Here is a 16,913-nt window from a genome sequence, read left to right on the forward strand (position 1 = left end):
GGCACACAAAAAGGTCCGTGGACCACACAGAACTTTATAGTACCACGGACCTCTGGAAATATCAATTTTTTATGCTCTAATTATCTGAGATCCGGAGTATAGATGGTATCCATATCATCGAACTCCTGGTTCTCGCCGCCCATCGCCCAGATGAAGGTATAGTTGTGTGTACCTGCAGCGCTGTGGATAGACCATGACGGAGAAATCACAGCATCATAGTTATGCATCACGATGTGTCTGGTCTCGGTCGGCTCACCCATCAGGTGGAAGACAACCTGATCCTCCGGCACCTCGAAGTAGGTGTAGATCTCCATACGACGCTCATGCGTATGTGACGGCATCGTGTTCCATACAGAACCCGGCTGAAGCTCGGTCATACCCATGCTGAGCTGCGCGGTCTTGAGAACATCCGGGTGGATGAACTGGTTGATCACACGAGCATTGGCCAGCTCAGGCTCGCCACATGGACGATGATTTGCCTCGGCCATGGTGATCAGCTTCGTCTCGTAGCTTACGTGTGCCGGTGCGGAAACCATGTAGAACTTCGCCGGCTTCTCTGCGTCGTCAGAGGAGAAGAGCACTTCCTTCGCACCCTTCGTGATGTAGAGGCAGTCCTTGTAGCCGAGCTTGTACTCTGTACCATCAACGACGATCTTACCAGCGCCATCGCCGATGTTGAAGATACCGATCTCGCGGCGCTCGAGGATGTAGTGTGTACCGAAGTTTGCCCAGCAGTCGATGCCCTTATCGAGGGAAACGACCTCGTGTACCGGCATACATCCGAAGGTCACCATACGGTCAACGTGTGAGTATACCGCAACGACCTCATCCGGCTTGTAAAGACCGGTGATCAGGAACTCATCCCGAAGCTCCTGTGTTGTGTACCGCTTCACATCTCTCTGGTTTGCACTGTAACGAATATCCATAAAAACCTCCTGTATCTGGCTGTGCGCCACGTGTTTTGTATCTGTTTCAAGCATCTCTAGTATACTCTAGTTAACCGGTTTTGCAAACGGTTTTTCGACAGTTCAGCGAATTACCTCAGAAGACCTGCAACAGAAGCACAGTACTCCGAGACCGGTTCAATCTAAGCCGGGGACCCTAAGCGGCACTAGGCCCTCTGCAATCGCTGAGTTTTCTTTATGAAAACTCAGCGTTGCTAGAGGGTTCCAGGGAGAGATAACACCAAGTGCCGCTAAGGGGACCCGACTTGATTTCACACGTTCTCTACGTATGGCTTCTGTTGCAGGTCTTCCGAGGCACCTAAGCGGCACTGTCAGCTGATTATGACTATTTTTCAAATCGAGTAAGCTCGTCTCCGGAAATGTAATCGGCAGCGTCTGTCGGGAGGCCCTTCTTCCGAAGCAGGTAGCTGCTCACACGCTGTACGAAATTGAGGATGACGGCCCAGATCGGGACCGCGACGATCATTCCGACGAAGCCGAAGAGGCCGCCGAACAGGAGGATCGAGAACAGTACCCAGAAGCTGCTGAGACCGGTCGAGTCGCCGAGGATGCGCGGGCCGAGGATATTGCCGTCGAACTGCTGCAGAACCAGGACGAAGATGAGAAAGTATACACTCTGCATCGGGCTCGTCAGCAGAATCAGGATGAAGGATGGGATCGCACCGATGAACGGACCGAAGAACGGAATCACGTTCGTTACGCCGACGATGACGGAAACGAGCATCGTGTACGGCATCTTCATAAAGCTCAGGCAGAAGAAGCAGAGCCAGCCGATGATGAGGGAGTCGATGATCTTACCGACGATGAATCCGCCGAAGACCCGGTTGATGTAGGCGAACTCCTGCACCACAAGCTCTGCCCACTTCTTCGGAAGCAGCGCGAAGGTCAGCTTCCTGGATTCTCCCAGCATGGACTCCTTGATGTTCAGAAGGTAGATCATCACGATGAGGCCGATAAAGATGTTCTTAAACCAGTTGACCACTGACCAGATACCGATACCGAGCGACGCCACGATGCTCTGCATGTTCGGCATCAGATGATTCTGCAGGAAATTCATGATGTACTCATACGCGATGTTGTAGTACTGCTGCACGGCTTCCCGTACCTCTGGATAATCCTGAAGGTAGTTCATGATGTTCCGGTAGGTCTGCGACAGATCCTGCGGCAGCGTCGCGATCAGATTCGCGACGGAGCTGTAGAGCTGCGGGATGATCATCGACACGAGGCCGACAGCCAGTACCAGTACGGTCAGAAGCGCCACCAGGGTGCCTGCCGCACGTGCGATCATGCGAGGTGCAGCACTCGTGGCCGGCTTCGCCGCCGTTTCTCTGCCTGGCGCAGCTGCAGTATCCGAAGCTGCCGCTGTGGGGGTTGATCCGGCTTTCTCCGGATCCGCCGGTTCGCTCGTGTCCGTCGGTGCTTCTGCTGACGACGAAGCCGAAGCTGCCTTCAGTGACGGGGCTGCAGCTTTTCGTCCTCCCAGCAGATTGTAGACGAAGTGATAGACATGATTATAGATCGGTGCGGTAATGTATGCGATCACCGCACCATAAATGATCGGTGCCAGAATCGACACCAGCGTGCCGCCAAACGCACGGATCTTTCCGAAATTTATCAGAATCGTCGCCACGAGTACGCTCGCCGCGATCACCAGAAAGGCGGTGATGCCCCAACGAATCTGCTGCTCCCACTGTTCTCTCTTCAACGGACTGCACTCCTAAAATAGATTAAAACAAATGAAATCAATACTACACATCTATGATACACAAAAGGCTATGTAAATGCGATGGTTTCACAGAAATTTCACGGGAGGCAAAACGGGTCAAGTAGCTTTGCCAACGCAAAGCTCTGAATACGCTCGCCGCTAAGGCCTCCTAAGGAAACCTTAGGAGCTTTGTCTCGCCGCCCGGGGCATCCATGCGCCGCTCCGCGCTACGCGCGGCCCTCTCATGGATATGTACAAAAAAACCGACAGGCATGTTGCCTGTCGGTCCAAATCATAAGATTTTCGGAGTAACACCAGAACGCCGTACTACACGCTTGACTCCTAGCTCTCTTGCTAGGTGGGAAACCTCACGTATGCCACTATAGTCCTCGGCCCGAAGGGAGGCGTTATATTATGCATACAGATATTGGAGCCCCGTAGGTCGTATTTGTAGGTTCAATATGTGCAGCCTCGTACGTCCCAGCTCTTTACTTCTATCGGAATTATAGCAAAGCAAAAAACTTCAATCAAGTATCGATTTACTTCCAGTCATAAATCAGCAGCAGTGTGCCGTCTTTCACCGAGATCTCCGCCTCTGTACCGACGAATTCGTTGCTGAGTCCGGTCGGCATCATGTTACTGAGGGTCACATCCGTAACGATGTACTTAAAACCACGCTCGGTGACACCGTGGCACTCGTCGCTCAGCGAGAGCGCCGAGAAGTAACCCTGCATTTCCTTCGGGAAACACACGCTTTCGTTCCGAATCGCACGCACCAGCTGATGCTCAGCATAGAGATAGCCATGCATCCCCTGCTGCGCGATGAAGCCGAGGATCTGCAGATTTGCGATGGAGTGATCGATCCGCTTCCCCGTGCCGCCGATGAGATGGAAGGAACGAAAGCCTCGCTCCATGCCGATCCGTACACAGGCCAGCATATCCGGGTCGTTTTTGATCGGATCGATGACCCGTGTCTCGACGCCGTCCAGCTCGATGAGCTGCAGATGGTGGATATACTCGGCCTTCTCCGCATCCGCGAAGATATCGAGGTCCTTCACCGGTCCGGTGACGCCCTTCACGCCCTCCACCTCCATCGAGTCGAAATCGCCCACCACGAGGTCCGGGACGATGCCTACGGCCTTCAGATTCTCATACCCCGCATCGGCTGCGATCACGTAGTCCTCTTCCGCCGGCTGAAACGGCATCCCGAAGAAATCGCCAGCCCCCACGATGATACAGCGGCCCCGCTTCTCATCATCGTCTACGCTTTCATCCCAAAATAATTTCCTACACATGAGCTGCCTCACTCGTTTTCCAGCTTCTTCAGCTTCTGCTCCCGGAGCGCTGCGAAGAAATCACTCATGAGGGCTGCGCAGGCATCCTTCTCTACATCCGTCCGGACCTCACAGCGGTGATTGAAGCGCTTCTCATGCAGCATGTCCAGCACGGAGCCGCAGCAGCCCGCCTTCGGGTTCATGGAGCCGATCACGACGCGCGGAACACGGGCCTGCACGATCGCCCCGGCGCACATCGGGCAGGGCTCGAGGGTCACATACATCGTACAGTCCTCGACCCGCCAGTCCTCGAGAGCCCTGCACGCCTGCCGGATGGCGATCACCTCCGCATGCATCAGTGCACTCCGATCCTTGTTTCGCCGGTTGTAGCCGCGCCCAAGGATGGTGCCCGGCTCGATACCGAGGGAGGCCGCATGCTGGTCCGCCTTGCTCGCGGGATTCGTCCCATCATAAACGATGATGCACCCAATGGGTACATCATCGTGCTTCAGCGCCTTCCGGGCTTCCCGGATCGCCAGATTCATATAGTATTCATCGCGCTCCGGATCTGCTGCCGGAATCTTCACTGTTTTCATTCTTTTTCTGATCCTTCCAGATATCTGTTCGACTGAAGCTCACCGTCATAGATTTTCCTGTCCACGTCGTGCCCGTCTCACGCCTTCTGCTGATCTCTCTTGATCAGAATCCGAATCGCCTCGATCGCCGTGCGGATCGCCTTATCGGTGTCATGCTCGATCTCGTTACTGAGTCCCTTCTTCGCGCGCTCCTGGTTCGACATGATGAAGAGCACCGCACCTGCACGCACATGCAGGTAGGAAGCCACGGTAAAGAGTGCCGCTGACTCCATCTCGGACGCCTTGCAGCCGAGCTTCAGCCAGGCCTGCCACTTATTGAGGAGCTCATAGCTCACCGGCAGGTCCTCCGGCTTATGCTGCCCATAAAAGGCATCCTTACACTCGACCACGCCCACATGATGACGCAGTCCGAGATTTCCGGCTGCCTGGTACAGCGCCATCTCGACCTCGAAATCGGATACCGCCGGCCACTCGATCGGCGCATACTCCTTCGAGGTGCCCTCCATACGGACCGCACCACTCGCGATCACGACATCGCCGGACTGCACATCGAGGTCCATACCGCCCGCTGTACCGACACGGATGAAGGTGTCCGCCCCGCACATATGCAGCTCCTCGACCGCAATCGACGCCGACGGCCCGCCGATACCGGTGGAGGTCACGGAAACCGGAACGCCGTCCAGCGTACCCGTATAGGTCACATACTCCCGATGATCCGCTACAAATACCGGATCATCGAAATACTTCGCGATCTTCTCACAGCGCTTCGGGTCGCCCGGCAGGATCACGTACCGTCCGACCTGCCCCGGTGCCACACCGATGTGATACATCGTCTTATCTTTTGAATAATTAATCATATTTCTATCCTCTACGATCCTGGGCCGATGCTGACCGCTCTACGTCGGACCCACCCACCCGGGATCCTTCACCACAGATTCCTGTGTAAAAACCGATTTCCGGGCATACACCCGGAAATCTTCCTTCACGATTCTGATGATGCTCAGGCGAGCTCCAGTGCCACACGCATCATCTGGTCAAAGCCGACCTGTCGCTCATCCGGGCTCAGGGACTCGCCGCGAAGCAGCTGATCGGAAACGGTCAGCAGGCAGAGTGCATGCTTATGTGCATACGCTGCGTTCATATAGAGTGCGGCGGCCTCCATCTCGGCGGCCATGATGCCCATACGTGCCCAGCGCTGATTCACATCCGGACGGGCATCGTAGAAGATATCCGAAGAGAGGATGTTCCCGACCTTGACATTGATCCCGAGCTTCTCTGCCGCTTCCACTGCCTTCTTGAGGAGGCCGTAATCTGCGATCGCAGAGAAGGTGCCCGGAAGCTCGAACTGCTTTCCATAGTTCGAATCCGTGCAGGCGCCCATGCCGATGATAACATCCTTCAGATTGACCTCTGGCTGGATGGCACCCGCGGAGCCGATACGGATGATGTTATCGACGTCGTAGGTATGAAACAGCTCGTAGGAGTAGATACCGATGGACGGCATGCCCATGCCACTGCCCATCACCGTGATCTTCTTACCCTTGTAAGTTCCGGTGAAGCCCAGCATGTTTCGAACGGTGTTGAAGCAGACCGGATTCTCGAGATAGGTTTCTGCGATAAACTTCGCGCGGAGCGGATCGCCCGGCATCAGAACGGTTTTCGCGATATCGCCAAGCGCTGCTTTGTTGTGAGGTGTAGACATAGTGATTCTCCTTTCGATTTTGTTCAAAGTATTCACTCATCAGATTTTCAGATCCGATTTCGATGATGTTCAAAATATTAGTTTGTCAGGTTTTCAGGTCCGAAGCTCTCTGGAAGCAACTGCTCGAGCGTGTAGCTTCGGTAGTCCTCCGTCGACTTCGCGAGGATGATCTCGAAGCTCTTTGGATCACAGAACTCACGCAGTGCCTGCCGACAGATGCCACACGGAGCGCAGAACTGAAGCTCACCCTCCTCCGGTCCTCCGGTGATGACGATGCGGTCAAACTCCTTCACGCCCTCGCTGACGGCATGAAAGAGCGCCGTACGCTCGGCACAGTTCGATACGCCATAGCTCGCGTTTTCGATGTTGCAGCCACCGTATACCTTTCCGTTTTTTGCGAGGAGTGCAACGCCCACATGGAAATGGGAGTACGGAACATAGCTGTAGTTCCGCATATCCAGCGCCTTCTCGATCAGGCTTTTCAAATCTGTATTTTCTATATTCATGTACTATCCTTTCAAAATCCGCAGGTTATGAAATCATGGCCCGCTTTGTTGCTTCATTATACCATATTCTTCCCATATATCCGATAGACAGAAAAAAACATCTGTCCGAAAATTCGGGCAATAAAAAATGACGTTTTCCAAAAAGCCTCAAAAAACGTCATGTACGCTCGTGCGGCTCACGGGACTTGAACCCGCACATCAGAGATACAGGAACCTAAATCCTGCGCGTCTGCCAATTCCGCCAAAGCCGCATCTCAACTCATTGCATTATAAAGTATGGATAAGCGAAATGCAAGAAGGGAAGCGCTGATTGATCGCGGCCAGCATTGGCCCAGGGCCTTTTGTTATGCCAAATCCAAGGTTGTATATCCTCGTTCTCTCGCCTGAACTTTTGTCGGAAAAACCGATAGAAGTCTGTATCTGAAATCGCTCACTTTCTTGTCGTACCGATATAATTAACCCCTTCACCATCCAGGGCATCCGTGCCAATGAATTCCTTTTCTAACATGTCCTCCTGCACAAGTGTCTGAAGTTTCCCAGTGTCTTCTTCCACCAGCATTCTACTGACTGCTTCACTCTAACAACTCGCATTTTTTGCGTGTTGTTATTTTATCACTCAACACGCGTATAGAGCCTCACCAGGCCATTTTCTTTCGTGACTTTAAGCACTGCCTGATCACCATATTTCAGAGTACAGATATAATCCGCCCAGCACCATCACCAGTACCAGTACAATGCTGTGAACGCGGCTCACCATCTTCCAAGCATTTTCTTCTTCAACACGTAACTCGCCGTTCTCTGAATCTTTGTCTTCGATATACGTCCGCTTGTTTGATAAAACATACCAGCCGAACCAGATGGCGTATATAGCCGCAAGCGTTAAAAGAGTGATCAAGACCGCACGAAGATCATCCGTCAACGGGCAAAACATTGACAGAAGCGCGGCAGGTAAAAGCAGCGCAATCGGTACATCCGAGGCCACATAGGCGAATCTTCCAAACAGCTTACGATACAGCCGCTTTGTCCGCCGTTGCTCACGGCTCTTCCTCTTCGTAGGCTGCCGGTGAAAAGGCGACATATAATCCTCTTACGGATATGTACCCAATCACGATGATTATCGGCAGATTCGAGAGATCTCTGAAATAAATCAGCTTCATCGCGACAAAAGCACATCCCAGTAAGGATTCCAATGCTGTCTTCGGACTGATCAGTTTCATAACCGCCACCTCCAGAATCACGCGCGCTCAAATGACAAGTATCTCGTTCCCTGAAAAGTTAGTTTTCCGATATCTCCTTCCGCCAGCATTCCATATTCTCTTCCTGAAACCTGTAGTTCCATCCGGTCACCGCTCTCTACCTGAAACGTGACATAGTAGCTGGTACTTGAAGTCGAATGAAATCCATGAGCTCCAGACAGGTCACCCGCATTTGCATGGTTATAATGTGTGATATTTTCTCGCTTTGCGACGATGGTTGCACTCACCGACAAACGCGGTGACTGATTGTTTTTATGCCATCCCGGAATCAAACACAAAATATAGGAATCCGGTCGGTTTTCGTCTTTTTTATTAAGTTTACGTACGCAAAAAGACCTGTAAGTTTTTCAACTTACAGGTCTGAAAAATCAAGATGAGGCTGACGGGATTCGAACTCGCGACAACTTGATTAAAAGTCAAGTGCTCTACCGACTGAGCTACAGCCTCGCAAAACAGGGCCAGTTGGATTCGAACCAACGAGTGCAGGCGTCAAAGGCCTGTGCCTTACCGCTTGGCGATAGCCCCTCGATAAGCCTGCTGGCTAGGGTGGGTAATGGAATTCGAATCCATGATCTCCAGAACCACAATCTGGCGCGATAACCAACTACGCTATACCCACCATATTACGGCTGCTTTTCAGCAAACCAGTATGTAAATCTCTCGAGATGTCTCGAGAATGAGCCCGGGGGGATTCGAACCCCCGACCCACGGCTTAGAAGGCCGTTGCTCTATCCAGCTGAGCTACGGACTCAGACAACTCTTTATGAGCGACTCGTATATATTAACGAATAAGCTTCATTTTGTCAACCATAATTTCACTCATCGGAAAATAATTTGTACAAGTCACTTGAAGCACAGAGCTTCGTGCGTCTGTTTTCTGTTCTTCTTATTACCGTGCTTTCCTAGAATACAAAAAAAAGCACCGGAATGCAAGTCTTCATTTCGATGTTGCTTCTACTTCGTTTCTTCATCTCCGGCCCATCTTCAATAAAAATCCGAAGGCCTTCTTTCGAAGTCCTCCGGATTTTCCGTTCATATATATGATTTTGATATACAGAGATTGATGCGCTTATGCCTTATGTGTAAGGTCGTACGCTTCCTGGCAGAGCTTGGTGATACCAGCCCAGTCCTTATTTACAAGCATATCCTTCTTGCATACCCATGTTCCACCTACACCGATAATCTTATCGAAGGCAAGATACTCGAGCACGTTGTCGAGGTTAACGCCACCGGTAGGCATGAACTTGAGCTGTGGGAATACAGGAGAAAGTGCCTTCAGGGTCTTGAGTCCGCCGTATGCAGCCGCCGGGAAGAACTTTACCATCGGAAGGTTGTAACGAAGTGCGTTTGTGATATCGGTCGGTGTGCAGGTACCTGGGCAGTAAGCTACGCCGTGGCCGAGTGCGCACTGCGCAACCTCATCTGAGAAAGACGGGGAAACGATGAACTGAGCACCAGCGTTGATCGCACGTGTGCACTGCTCACGATCGAGAACAGTACCAGCACCAACAACGACATTCGGGCACTCCTTTACCATCGCTGCGATCGCATCTGCAGCAGCTGCTGTACGGAAGGTAACCTCCGCCATCGGAAGATGACCAGCCTCGAGCGCCTGTGCGAGAGGAACGGCATCCTCCACGTGATCGATAACTACGACTGGACAAACCTTAATCTCGGCAAGCTTCTCCATGAAATCTTTCTGTGTCATATCAAATCTCCTTTGAATATTATCAAGCCCGAAGGAATTTCAGGCTTTGTAAACGCTTACAGTCTTTATTATATATGATTTATTTTTCACATACAAGAGTGAATCGCCTAGTCTTTTATGTAAACCTGGCGGAACTCGAAATCTCCCTCTTCGCTGACGTCGATCACCATATAGGATGGACGACGGTCGACCTGGCGCGGATAGCTGATGGAACCCGGATTCAGGCAGGTCACGCCATCGACCGTTTTCAGGAACGGCTTATGCGTATGACCGAACATCACGACATCACAGTCGCGGTTCTTCGCTTCATCGACGATGCCGGATACGCCCATATTTACCCCGTAGTAGTGGCCATGGGTCAGAAGGCAGCGATGCTTTCCGATCTTCACGACGATCTCCTTCGGAAGCGAAGTGAAGAAGTCGTTGTTTCCCTGCACGAAGTAGCACTTCACGCCATCACCGGCATACTGCTGGATCATCCCCTCCGAGCCCTCGGCATCGCCGAGATGGATGAGGATATCGATCATCCCGATGCGGCTCAGTACATCCTTCAGGTTCGCGTCGTTCCGGTGGGAATCACTTACGACGAGGACGGTCTGAAAGGGGCGGACAAGTCCGCTTTCCTCCCGGGCCTCTGCCCCGTCTTCCGACGTCGTGCCGCGTCTCGCGGCATCCTTTTCCAGGACATCCTTCAGAAGCTCACGCATCGCACGGAGTGCCTTGCCGCGATGAGAAATCGCATTCTTTTCCTCCGGCGTCAGCTCCGCAGAGGTCTTGCCATACTCCGGAAGGTAGAGAATCGGATCATATCCGAAACCATGCGCCCCCTTCGGTTCATGGGCGATCAGGCCCTCGAAGATGCCTTCTGCGTGGAGGACACGTCCGTCTGCAAATGCAGCGCAGATATCGCAGGTGAAGTGTGCCGCGCGTTCATCTCCCTCCGCATAGCGAAGCTCATGGATGATGCGTGCATTCTTTACATCATACGAGGTATCCTCACCGAGGTAGCGGGCACTGTAGATGCCCGGCAGTCCCAGCATGTAATTAACACAAAGGCCGGAGTCGTCCGACATGATGATGTCATCGTCCTCCAGCATATGATGTGCAAGCATATAGCTGCGAATGCCGACGGCCTTCAGCTCTGCGTTCTCCGCAAAGGTCTTACCGGTCTCGACGGGCTCGAAATCGATTCCGAGCTCACTCTTCGCAACGATATCGGTGGCCAGATCCCCCAGGATCTGGCGCACCTCTATCATTTTATTTTTATTATGGGTAGCAAATATGATTCGCATGCTTCACTCGTCTCTTTCTGCCCATATGCCTGATTTAAAGATCAGTCAAGGTACTTCTTGAGGGTGGCTCTCACGGCACCAGGGCCTGCCAGCTCCTCCTTAAAGAGATCCTCGATCAGATCGCCGATACCAGCCTCATAAAGGTCAGAGCCGAAAATGTTCACGTTGCTGAGGATCGGACGAACCTTGTCGCCGACACTCTCTGGATGTCCGAGAGTGATGCCTTCCATCTGCTGAGACAGCGTCTCCAGCATCGGATCTGCGGAACGCTCGAAAGCCTGACCCTCATCATCCACACCAAGAAGATAACGCAGCCAGCCTGCGATTGCAAGCGGAATCGCCTTCAGCTTCTTCGCATCGCCATACTTCGCAACATAGCTCTTGATAGTCTCGCCGTAACGAATGCCGACCTTCTGAGAGGTATCGGTCGCGATACGCTGTGGCGTATCCGGCATGAACGGGTTCGGGATACGAACATTGATAACCTCGTCAACGAACGCCTCCGGAGAAAGAATGCCAGGGTTCGTCACAACCGGCATACCCTCCACCGGGCCGATCTCATGAACGAGCTTGTTGAGCTCGGTGTCCTTCATCTCATCTGCGATCAGCGTGTAGCCGAGTACACAGCCGTATACAGCCAGTGCCGTGTGCAGCGGGTTGAGGCAGGTGGTGACCTTCATACGCTCTACCTTATTGACAGTATCACGGTCAGTCATGTATACACCAGCGTCCTCAAGCTTCGGTCTGCCGTTCGGGAATTTGTCCTCGATGACGAGATACTGAGGGCCCTCTGCATTGACGAAAGGTGCGATGTAGGTATGCTTTGAGGTGATGACCGGCGCCATATCCTCGATGCCGAGTGCCTCGAGTTCCTTCTCTACAGACTCTGCCGGACGCGGGGTGATCTTATCGATCATGGACCACGGGAAGCCGACCTTGTTCTCATCCTTCAGATACTCTACGAAGGCTGCCGGAACGAAGCCCTTCTTCTCCCACTCCTCGGCCATGGTCACGATGGAGCTCATGAGCTTCTCACCGTTGTGTGAGCAGTTATCACAGGAAACAATCGCTACCGGATACTGTCCTGCCTTGAAACGCTCGAACAGAAGTGCAGTGACGATGGCCATCGCAGCGCCCGGCTTCTCCGGACCGTTATCGATGTCTGCCTGTACGAACGGGAAGTACTGGCCGTCTGCATTCTTCAGTGCATAGCCCTTCTCGGTGATGGTGAAGGTTGCCATCTGGAAATCCGGATTTGTGAAGATCTCCTTGAGGCGGTTCCACTCCTCCGGAACAGCGGACTGTGCCTTGATCGCCTCGGTCAGCGAGCCGATGACGCGCTTCTCAGTATTGCCGTCTGCCTTCAGGGTGACACCCAGTACGAGGTTGTCGTATGGCTTGTAGATCTTATCAACAACATCGAAGTCGAAGGTCTCGACACAGGTGATGCCCTTATCGAGCTCACCCTTCTCGATCAGTGTATCTGCGATGCTTCCGAGGAAGATACGGAAGATGTTACCGATACCGAAGTGTACCCAGCGTGGGGACTTCTTCGTATTCTCTGCAAGTGCAGTCACATCATAGGATGGAAGTGTTACACCGGCCTGTGCCCATGCAGCTGTATCCTTTAAACCCTCAAGTGTTAATTTCATTTTGCAAACTCCTTTCTCGTCTCAGCCTTCTCGATGGCCTCCCAGAGACCCTGGATGTACGTTGCACCAAGTGCACGATCATAGAGACCATATCCTGGGATAACGCCTGGCTTATCAACCTCATCCCAGATCATGCGGCCGTGATCCGGACGGATCGGTCCATCGAAGCCAGTCTCATAGAGTGCACGAACGATCTCGTACATATCGAAGTTACCATCCTTGGAAATGTGGCAAGCCTCCTGGAAATCATAATTCTCACGAGAGGTATCGTTGAAACGAAGGTTACGTACATGTGCAAAATGAATTCTGCCCTTCAGTACACGGATCATGTGCGGAAGATCATTCTCGAGGTTGGTGCCGTAGGAACCAGAGCAGAAGGTCACGCCGTTATGTACATCGTCGACAGCATTCATCAGACGAAGGATACCTGCCTCGGAGTTGATGATTCTGGTGAGACCGAAGACGGACCATGCCGGATCATCCGGGTGGATCGCCATCTTGATGTCATACTTGTTGCAGACCGGCATGATGGCCTTCAGGAAGTATACGAGGTTCTGGAACAGCTTCTCGCCGTCAACATCCTTATACATCTCGAAGAGCTCCTTGATCTTCGCCATACGCTCCGGCTCCCAGCCTGGCATAACCGCGCCGTTTGACATCTTCTCCATAGAAGCAGCGAGGTTATCCGGATCGATGGCATCGATGGCCTTCTGATTATAAGCAAGTACTGTAGAGCCATCCGGGTTCTTACGTGCCAGCTCGGTTCTGGTCCAGTCAAATACAGGCATGAAGTTGTAGCATACGAGGTGGATGTCCTCCTTACCGAGGTTCTCAAGTGTCTCGATGTAGTTTGCGATGTACTTATCACGGTTCTCATCGCCGACCTTGATGGAGTCGCAGACATTGACAGACTCGATACCGCTCAGGCGAAGACCTGCAGCCTCGATCTCTTCCTTTAATGCATGGATTCTCTCCTGTGACCATACCTCACCCGGGGTGGTGTCATACAGTGTAGAGATAACTCCTGTTACGCCCGGAATCTGGCGGATCTGCTGTAAAGTTACGGTATCAAACTTAGAGCCGTACCAACGTAATGTCATTTCCATTATTATACCCTCCGTACAAAATGTATACTAGTTTCTGTAGTTCCTAGAATAACCCGCTCTACTTTATCTGTCAACGAGATTTCAAAGAAAAGCCGAATTTTATCAATTTCAATGTCTCTTTGTGTATAATTTCACAAGTCTTTCTTCATTCCGTCTCCATTTTCGTTTATTTTACCTCTCCGTCGTGAATGTATACTAGATTTTCAGGGCTTTTCGAGTATAATGAAGCTATAACTATTTAATTTTCAGGAGTCCCTCATGAACGAGAACACGCGCGAAGTATTTGAATCTACGGCAGATGCCACGGCCATATCGAAGCCAGAGGAGATCCATCCATTTGAATCCACAGCAGATGCCACGGCCATATCGAAGCCGGAGGAAATCCATCATTATCTGTGGGATCGTATCGCGACGCTCGAGCTCCAGCCAGGCACGAAGCTCAGTGAAGTGAAGCTGGCACAGATGTTCAGCTGCAGCCGTATCCCTGTTCGAGAGGCGGTGCGGCGGCTGAACGCGGAAGGTGCGCTGGACTCTCAGCCACAGCGTGGCAGCTTCGTGAGCCGCATCGACATGAATCGTGTACGACAGGTACGCTATCTTCGCGAGGTCCTGGAAACCCGTGTGGTCATGGATGCCTATGATGCCGGCCTCCTGCAGCCGCTTCTTCCTCTCCTTCGCAATATGCTGCAGGAGCAGCAGGATATGATCCGATTCAATGAGCTCATCAAGCTGACCGACGCCGACACCCGCTTCCATGATCTCTTCTATCAGCTGCAGAATAAGGAGTTCGTTCAGCAGCACACCGGCCGCCACGACATCCACTATATCCGTGCACGCCGCTTCGCCCTCGGCATCGAGCGCAGTGATGATGAGCGGATGGACGATAGTGTAAACATCGTCTCCCAGCATGTGCGCATGGTGCACGCCATCGAACAGGGCGATCGTGCCGCACTCGAGCAGGAGCTCGTTCATCACTTCCGGAACATCAATCACACGCTGGAACGCGTGGTAAATGACGAAGCCTTCAAAACGGTGTTTCAGGTGAATGACTAAGTTCAGATAATCGCAGAGCCGCATGCGCAGTCTATCGCAGGAACATCCGCACGCAAAAAGACCGATGGTCTGTTTCACGAACAGGTCACCGGTCTTTCTTTTTGTTTCTGTATCGATATGTTTCTGTATCAATGTGGTCGTCTGTCTTCGGATCTACACGTCAAAAACAGCCCTATCCGCAGACTTATCTGTTTCTATACAGCGTATGGATCTTCAGTGTTTCATAAAGCGCTGTTCATAATCCCTGAGTGACGCGATCGCCTCCTTCGACATCGGGATCAGCGCGAGCATGTTGAAGATCGTCATGAGGCCAATGCCTACATCGCCGAGATCCCACACGAAGGTGTAGGCCGCCATGCAGCCGATGAAGAGGTTGATCAGCGCGATGATCTTATATACATTCTGTGATTTCCAGCTGTCACCGAACACATACGCGACGTTCGAACGTGCATAGAACAGGACGCCGATGAAGGTCGAGAAGCTGAAGAGCCAGAGCGTGATGGCGATGAAGATCACACCGGCCTGGCCGAAATGGTAGCGCATCGCTGCCTGGAGAAGATCCATACCACCGAGGCCGGCCACCACTTCCTCCGGAACGAGAAGCATCACGAAGGCGGTACAGCTGCAGATCACGATGGTGTCGATGAAGACGCCGAGCGCCTGCAGAAGTCCGGACTTCACTGGATGATCGACATCTGCCGCAGCCGCTGCACATGGCGCAGAGCCGGAGCCTGCTTCGTTGGAGAAGAGGCCACGCTTCACACCGTTCATAAGGACGGCACCGAAGCCACCCGCCACCGCCTGACGCAGGCCGAAGGCCTCACGAAAGATACGTGAAAATACCGCTGGCAGCTGAGTGAAGTTGTTGATGATCACGAACACGGTCAGGAAGATATAGAAGCCGGCCATGACTGGAACGATGATGTCGAGTGCCTTGACCGTGATATTCTTCCGGAACACGATCACCGCAGACAGGAGGCAGAGAAGCACCGCGGAAGCGATCGGTGGCACGTGAAACGCATTGTCAAAGGCAGACGCGACGGAGTTACCGATGACCTGGCTGATGCCACACCAGCACAGGAGGCCGGACAGCGCGAACAGGATCGCGATGACGCTCTTTCGCTTCTTTCCGGCAAACATCTTATGGATATAGTAGGCCGGACCGCCTCGGTAACCACCGTACAGAGGATCTTCTTCCTTATATAACTGGGCGAGTGTCGCCTCGACGAACGCCGTGCTGGAGCCGATCAGCGCTGTCAGCCACATCCAGAACACGGCACCGGCACCACCGGCAGATACCGCTGCAACGACGCCGACGAGATTACCCATGCCGACACGTGTTGCGGTCGAAACGATGAGGGCCTCGAGTCCAGAAACCTTACTGTTCTTTTCCGGATCGACACTCTTCTCTCTTGCCACACGACACATCTCCGGGAAGAGACGGATCGGGAGGAAGCGGGTGCGGACGGTACAGAAGATACCTGCCGGAATCAAAAGAAGAACCAGGAGTGACAGCCCGAGTGTCGAGCCTCCTGGTAGTGGAATCGTGATGAGGTCTCCCCAGAGGAGATTGTAGATAAACTGAATTACTGCCATAACACTTTCATCCTTTAAACTATTAATTACTTTAAAGTATAGCAGATATTCCTCGAGAAACAAGAAAGAAAACGACGATGTCCGGAAATGCGCCTTCGCGCGGGCATCGTCGTACTGTGTGATCCGATATGGGACGGCGTGTCACAGCCGTTTAAAGTATAAAAAAAGCGGAAAGCCGACTTCTCAGCTTTCCGCGTGATGCGGGAGATGGGACTTGAACCCACACGTCCTATCGGACACAAGATCCTTAGTCTTGCCTGTCTGCCAATTTCAGCACTCCCGCAGACGACCCGGGACGGAATCGAACCGACGACCTCCGCCGTGACAGGGCGGCGCTCTAACCAACTGAGCCACCGGGCCACATGGTATCGTGCCCTGAAAACTGTATATCGCTCATATATTATTCTGTAGATAAAACATCAAACCTACCAGCACATCTACTGTCGTAGATGCCGCATACTCGTGAATGTAGAAGTAAACCTTCACGCTTCACTCGTCTTGC

Annotated in this window: 16 protein-coding genes, 7 tRNA genes and 1 pseudogene; 1 reads left to right on the plus strand and 23 read right to left on the minus strand. The window is 52.6% G+C overall.

Features of this window, described 5'->3' with window-relative positions; genetic code table 11:
* Positions 1-80: 80 nt before the first annotated feature.
* The 20 genes and pseudogenes from kduI to uxuA all read right to left on the minus strand — a co-directional run bounded on the left by kduI (position 81) and on the right by uxuA (position 13,762).
* A complete protein-coding gene (kduI, locus tag ACTNC3_RS09125) occupies positions 81-926 on the minus strand; it encodes a 5-dehydro-4-deoxy-D-glucuronate isomerase (RefSeq protein WP_410042206.1) in 846 nt (281 codons plus the stop codon).
* A 364-nt stretch (positions 927-1,290) separates the two neighbouring features.
* Complete coding sequence (locus ACTNC3_RS09130; protein WP_441227225.1) at positions 1,291-2,670, minus strand: AI-2E family transporter; 1,380 nt, start codon at positions 2,668-2,670, stop codon at positions 1,291-1,293.
* Between the two features lie 539 nt (positions 2,671-3,209).
* Complete coding sequence (locus ACTNC3_RS09135) at positions 3,210-3,965, minus strand: thiamine diphosphokinase (protein WP_441227226.1); 756 nt, start codon at positions 3,963-3,965, stop codon at positions 3,210-3,212.
* Positions 3,966-3,973: 8 nt separating this feature from the next.
* On the minus strand, positions 3,974-4,540 hold the full coding sequence (locus ACTNC3_RS09140; RefSeq protein ID WP_441227227.1) for a nucleoside deaminase: 567 nt from the start codon (positions 4,538-4,540) through the stop codon (positions 3,974-3,976).
* 77 nt (positions 4,541-4,617) lie between these two features.
* Positions 4,618-5,397, minus strand: a complete 780-nt coding sequence (gene udp / locus ACTNC3_RS09145) for a uridine phosphorylase (RefSeq protein ID WP_441227228.1) — start codon at positions 5,395-5,397, stop codon at positions 4,618-4,620.
* 143 nt (positions 5,398-5,540) lie between these two features.
* Positions 5,541-6,242, minus strand: coding sequence for a purine-nucleoside phosphorylase (gene deoD, locus ACTNC3_RS09150; RefSeq protein WP_441227229.1), 702 nt, complete (start codon positions 6,240-6,242; stop codon positions 5,541-5,543).
* 77 nt (positions 6,243-6,319) lie between these two features.
* On the minus strand, positions 6,320-6,748 hold the full coding sequence (locus tag ACTNC3_RS09155) for a cytidine deaminase (protein ID WP_441227230.1): 429 nt from the start codon (positions 6,746-6,748) through the stop codon (positions 6,320-6,322).
* A 170-nt stretch (positions 6,749-6,918) separates the two neighbouring features.
* A tRNA-Leu gene (locus ACTNC3_RS09160) sits at positions 6,919-6,999 on the minus strand.
* Between the two features lie 179 nt (positions 7,000-7,178).
* Positions 7,179-7,307, minus strand: a complete 129-nt coding sequence (locus ACTNC3_RS09165; protein WP_410044235.1) for a hypothetical protein — start codon at positions 7,305-7,307, stop codon at positions 7,179-7,181.
* 117 nt (positions 7,308-7,424) lie between these two features.
* The gene (locus tag ACTNC3_RS09170) at positions 7,425-7,730 is read right to left on the minus strand and encodes a hypothetical protein (RefSeq protein WP_441227231.1); all 306 of its coding nucleotides are present in this window, start codon (positions 7,728-7,730) and stop codon (positions 7,425-7,427) included.
* A gap of 52 nt (positions 7,731-7,782) precedes the next feature.
* A complete protein-coding gene (locus ACTNC3_RS09175) occupies positions 7,783-7,965 on the minus strand; it encodes a hypothetical protein (RefSeq protein WP_441227232.1) in 183 nt (60 codons plus the stop codon).
* A gap of 17 nt (positions 7,966-7,982) precedes the next feature.
* A pseudogene (locus ACTNC3_RS09180) lies at positions 7,983-8,264 on the minus strand (DUF2500 domain-containing protein); the annotation flags it as partial.
* Positions 8,265-8,378: 114 nt separating this feature from the next.
* A tRNA-Lys gene (locus tag ACTNC3_RS09185) sits at positions 8,379-8,451 on the minus strand.
* A gap of 6 nt (positions 8,452-8,457) precedes the next feature.
* A tRNA-Gln gene (locus tag ACTNC3_RS09190) sits at positions 8,458-8,529 on the minus strand.
* 20 nt (positions 8,530-8,549) lie between these two features.
* Positions 8,550-8,623 (minus strand) — tRNA-His (locus tag ACTNC3_RS09195).
* Positions 8,624-8,681: 58 nt separating this feature from the next.
* Positions 8,682-8,755 (minus strand) — tRNA-Arg (locus tag ACTNC3_RS09200).
* Positions 8,756-9,073: 318 nt separating this feature from the next.
* The gene (locus ACTNC3_RS09205; protein ID WP_410044166.1) at positions 9,074-9,712 is read right to left on the minus strand and encodes a bifunctional 4-hydroxy-2-oxoglutarate aldolase/2-dehydro-3-deoxy-phosphogluconate aldolase; all 639 of its coding nucleotides are present in this window, start codon (positions 9,710-9,712) and stop codon (positions 9,074-9,076) included.
* A gap of 107 nt (positions 9,713-9,819) precedes the next feature.
* Positions 9,820-11,004, minus strand: coding sequence for an RdgB/HAM1 family non-canonical purine NTP pyrophosphatase (gene rdgB / locus ACTNC3_RS09210; RefSeq protein ID WP_410044165.1), 1,185 nt, complete (start codon positions 11,002-11,004; stop codon positions 9,820-9,822).
* Positions 11,005-11,045: 41 nt separating this feature from the next.
* Positions 11,046-12,656 carry a mannitol dehydrogenase family protein gene (locus ACTNC3_RS09215; RefSeq protein WP_410044164.1) on the minus strand — a complete coding sequence of 537 codons (1,611 nt, stop codon included), beginning with the start codon at positions 12,654-12,656 and terminating at the stop codon, positions 11,046-11,048.
* Positions 12,653-13,762 (minus strand): mannonate dehydratase, encoded by a 1,110-nt coding sequence (gene uxuA, locus ACTNC3_RS09220; RefSeq protein ID WP_410044163.1) that lies wholly within the window; start codon positions 13,760-13,762, stop codon positions 12,653-12,655. The genes ACTNC3_RS09215 and uxuA overlap by 4 nt, the downstream gene beginning before the upstream one ends.
* Positions 13,763-14,020: 258 nt before the next feature.
* On the opposite strand from uxuA, the gene ACTNC3_RS09225 reads away from it, so the two are divergent.
* Positions 14,021-14,815, plus strand: coding sequence for a GntR family transcriptional regulator (locus ACTNC3_RS09225; protein ID WP_441227233.1), 795 nt, complete (start codon positions 14,021-14,023; stop codon positions 14,813-14,815).
* A gap of 213 nt (positions 14,816-15,028) precedes the next feature.
* Here the strand turns inward: ACTNC3_RS09225 and ACTNC3_RS09230 are convergent, their stop codons facing one another.
* The 3 genes from ACTNC3_RS09230 to ACTNC3_RS09240 all read right to left on the minus strand — a co-directional run bounded on the left by ACTNC3_RS09230 (position 15,029) and on the right by ACTNC3_RS09240 (position 16,771).
* On the minus strand, positions 15,029-16,411 hold the full coding sequence (locus tag ACTNC3_RS09230; protein ID WP_441227234.1) for an alanine/glycine:cation symporter family protein: 1,383 nt from the start codon (positions 16,409-16,411) through the stop codon (positions 15,029-15,031).
* Positions 16,412-16,610: 199 nt separating this feature from the next.
* A tRNA-Leu gene (locus ACTNC3_RS09235) sits at positions 16,611-16,694 on the minus strand.
* A gap of 3 nt (positions 16,695-16,697) precedes the next feature.
* Positions 16,698-16,771 (minus strand) — tRNA-Asp (locus ACTNC3_RS09240).
* Positions 16,772-16,913: the final 142 nt, after the last annotated feature.

Origin of the sequence: Oribacterium sp. HCP3S3_B9, assembly GCF_052064255.1 — a bacterium.
In the GTDB taxonomy this organism is placed as follows: Bacteria; Bacillota; Clostridia; order Lachnospirales; family Lachnospiraceae; genus Oribacterium.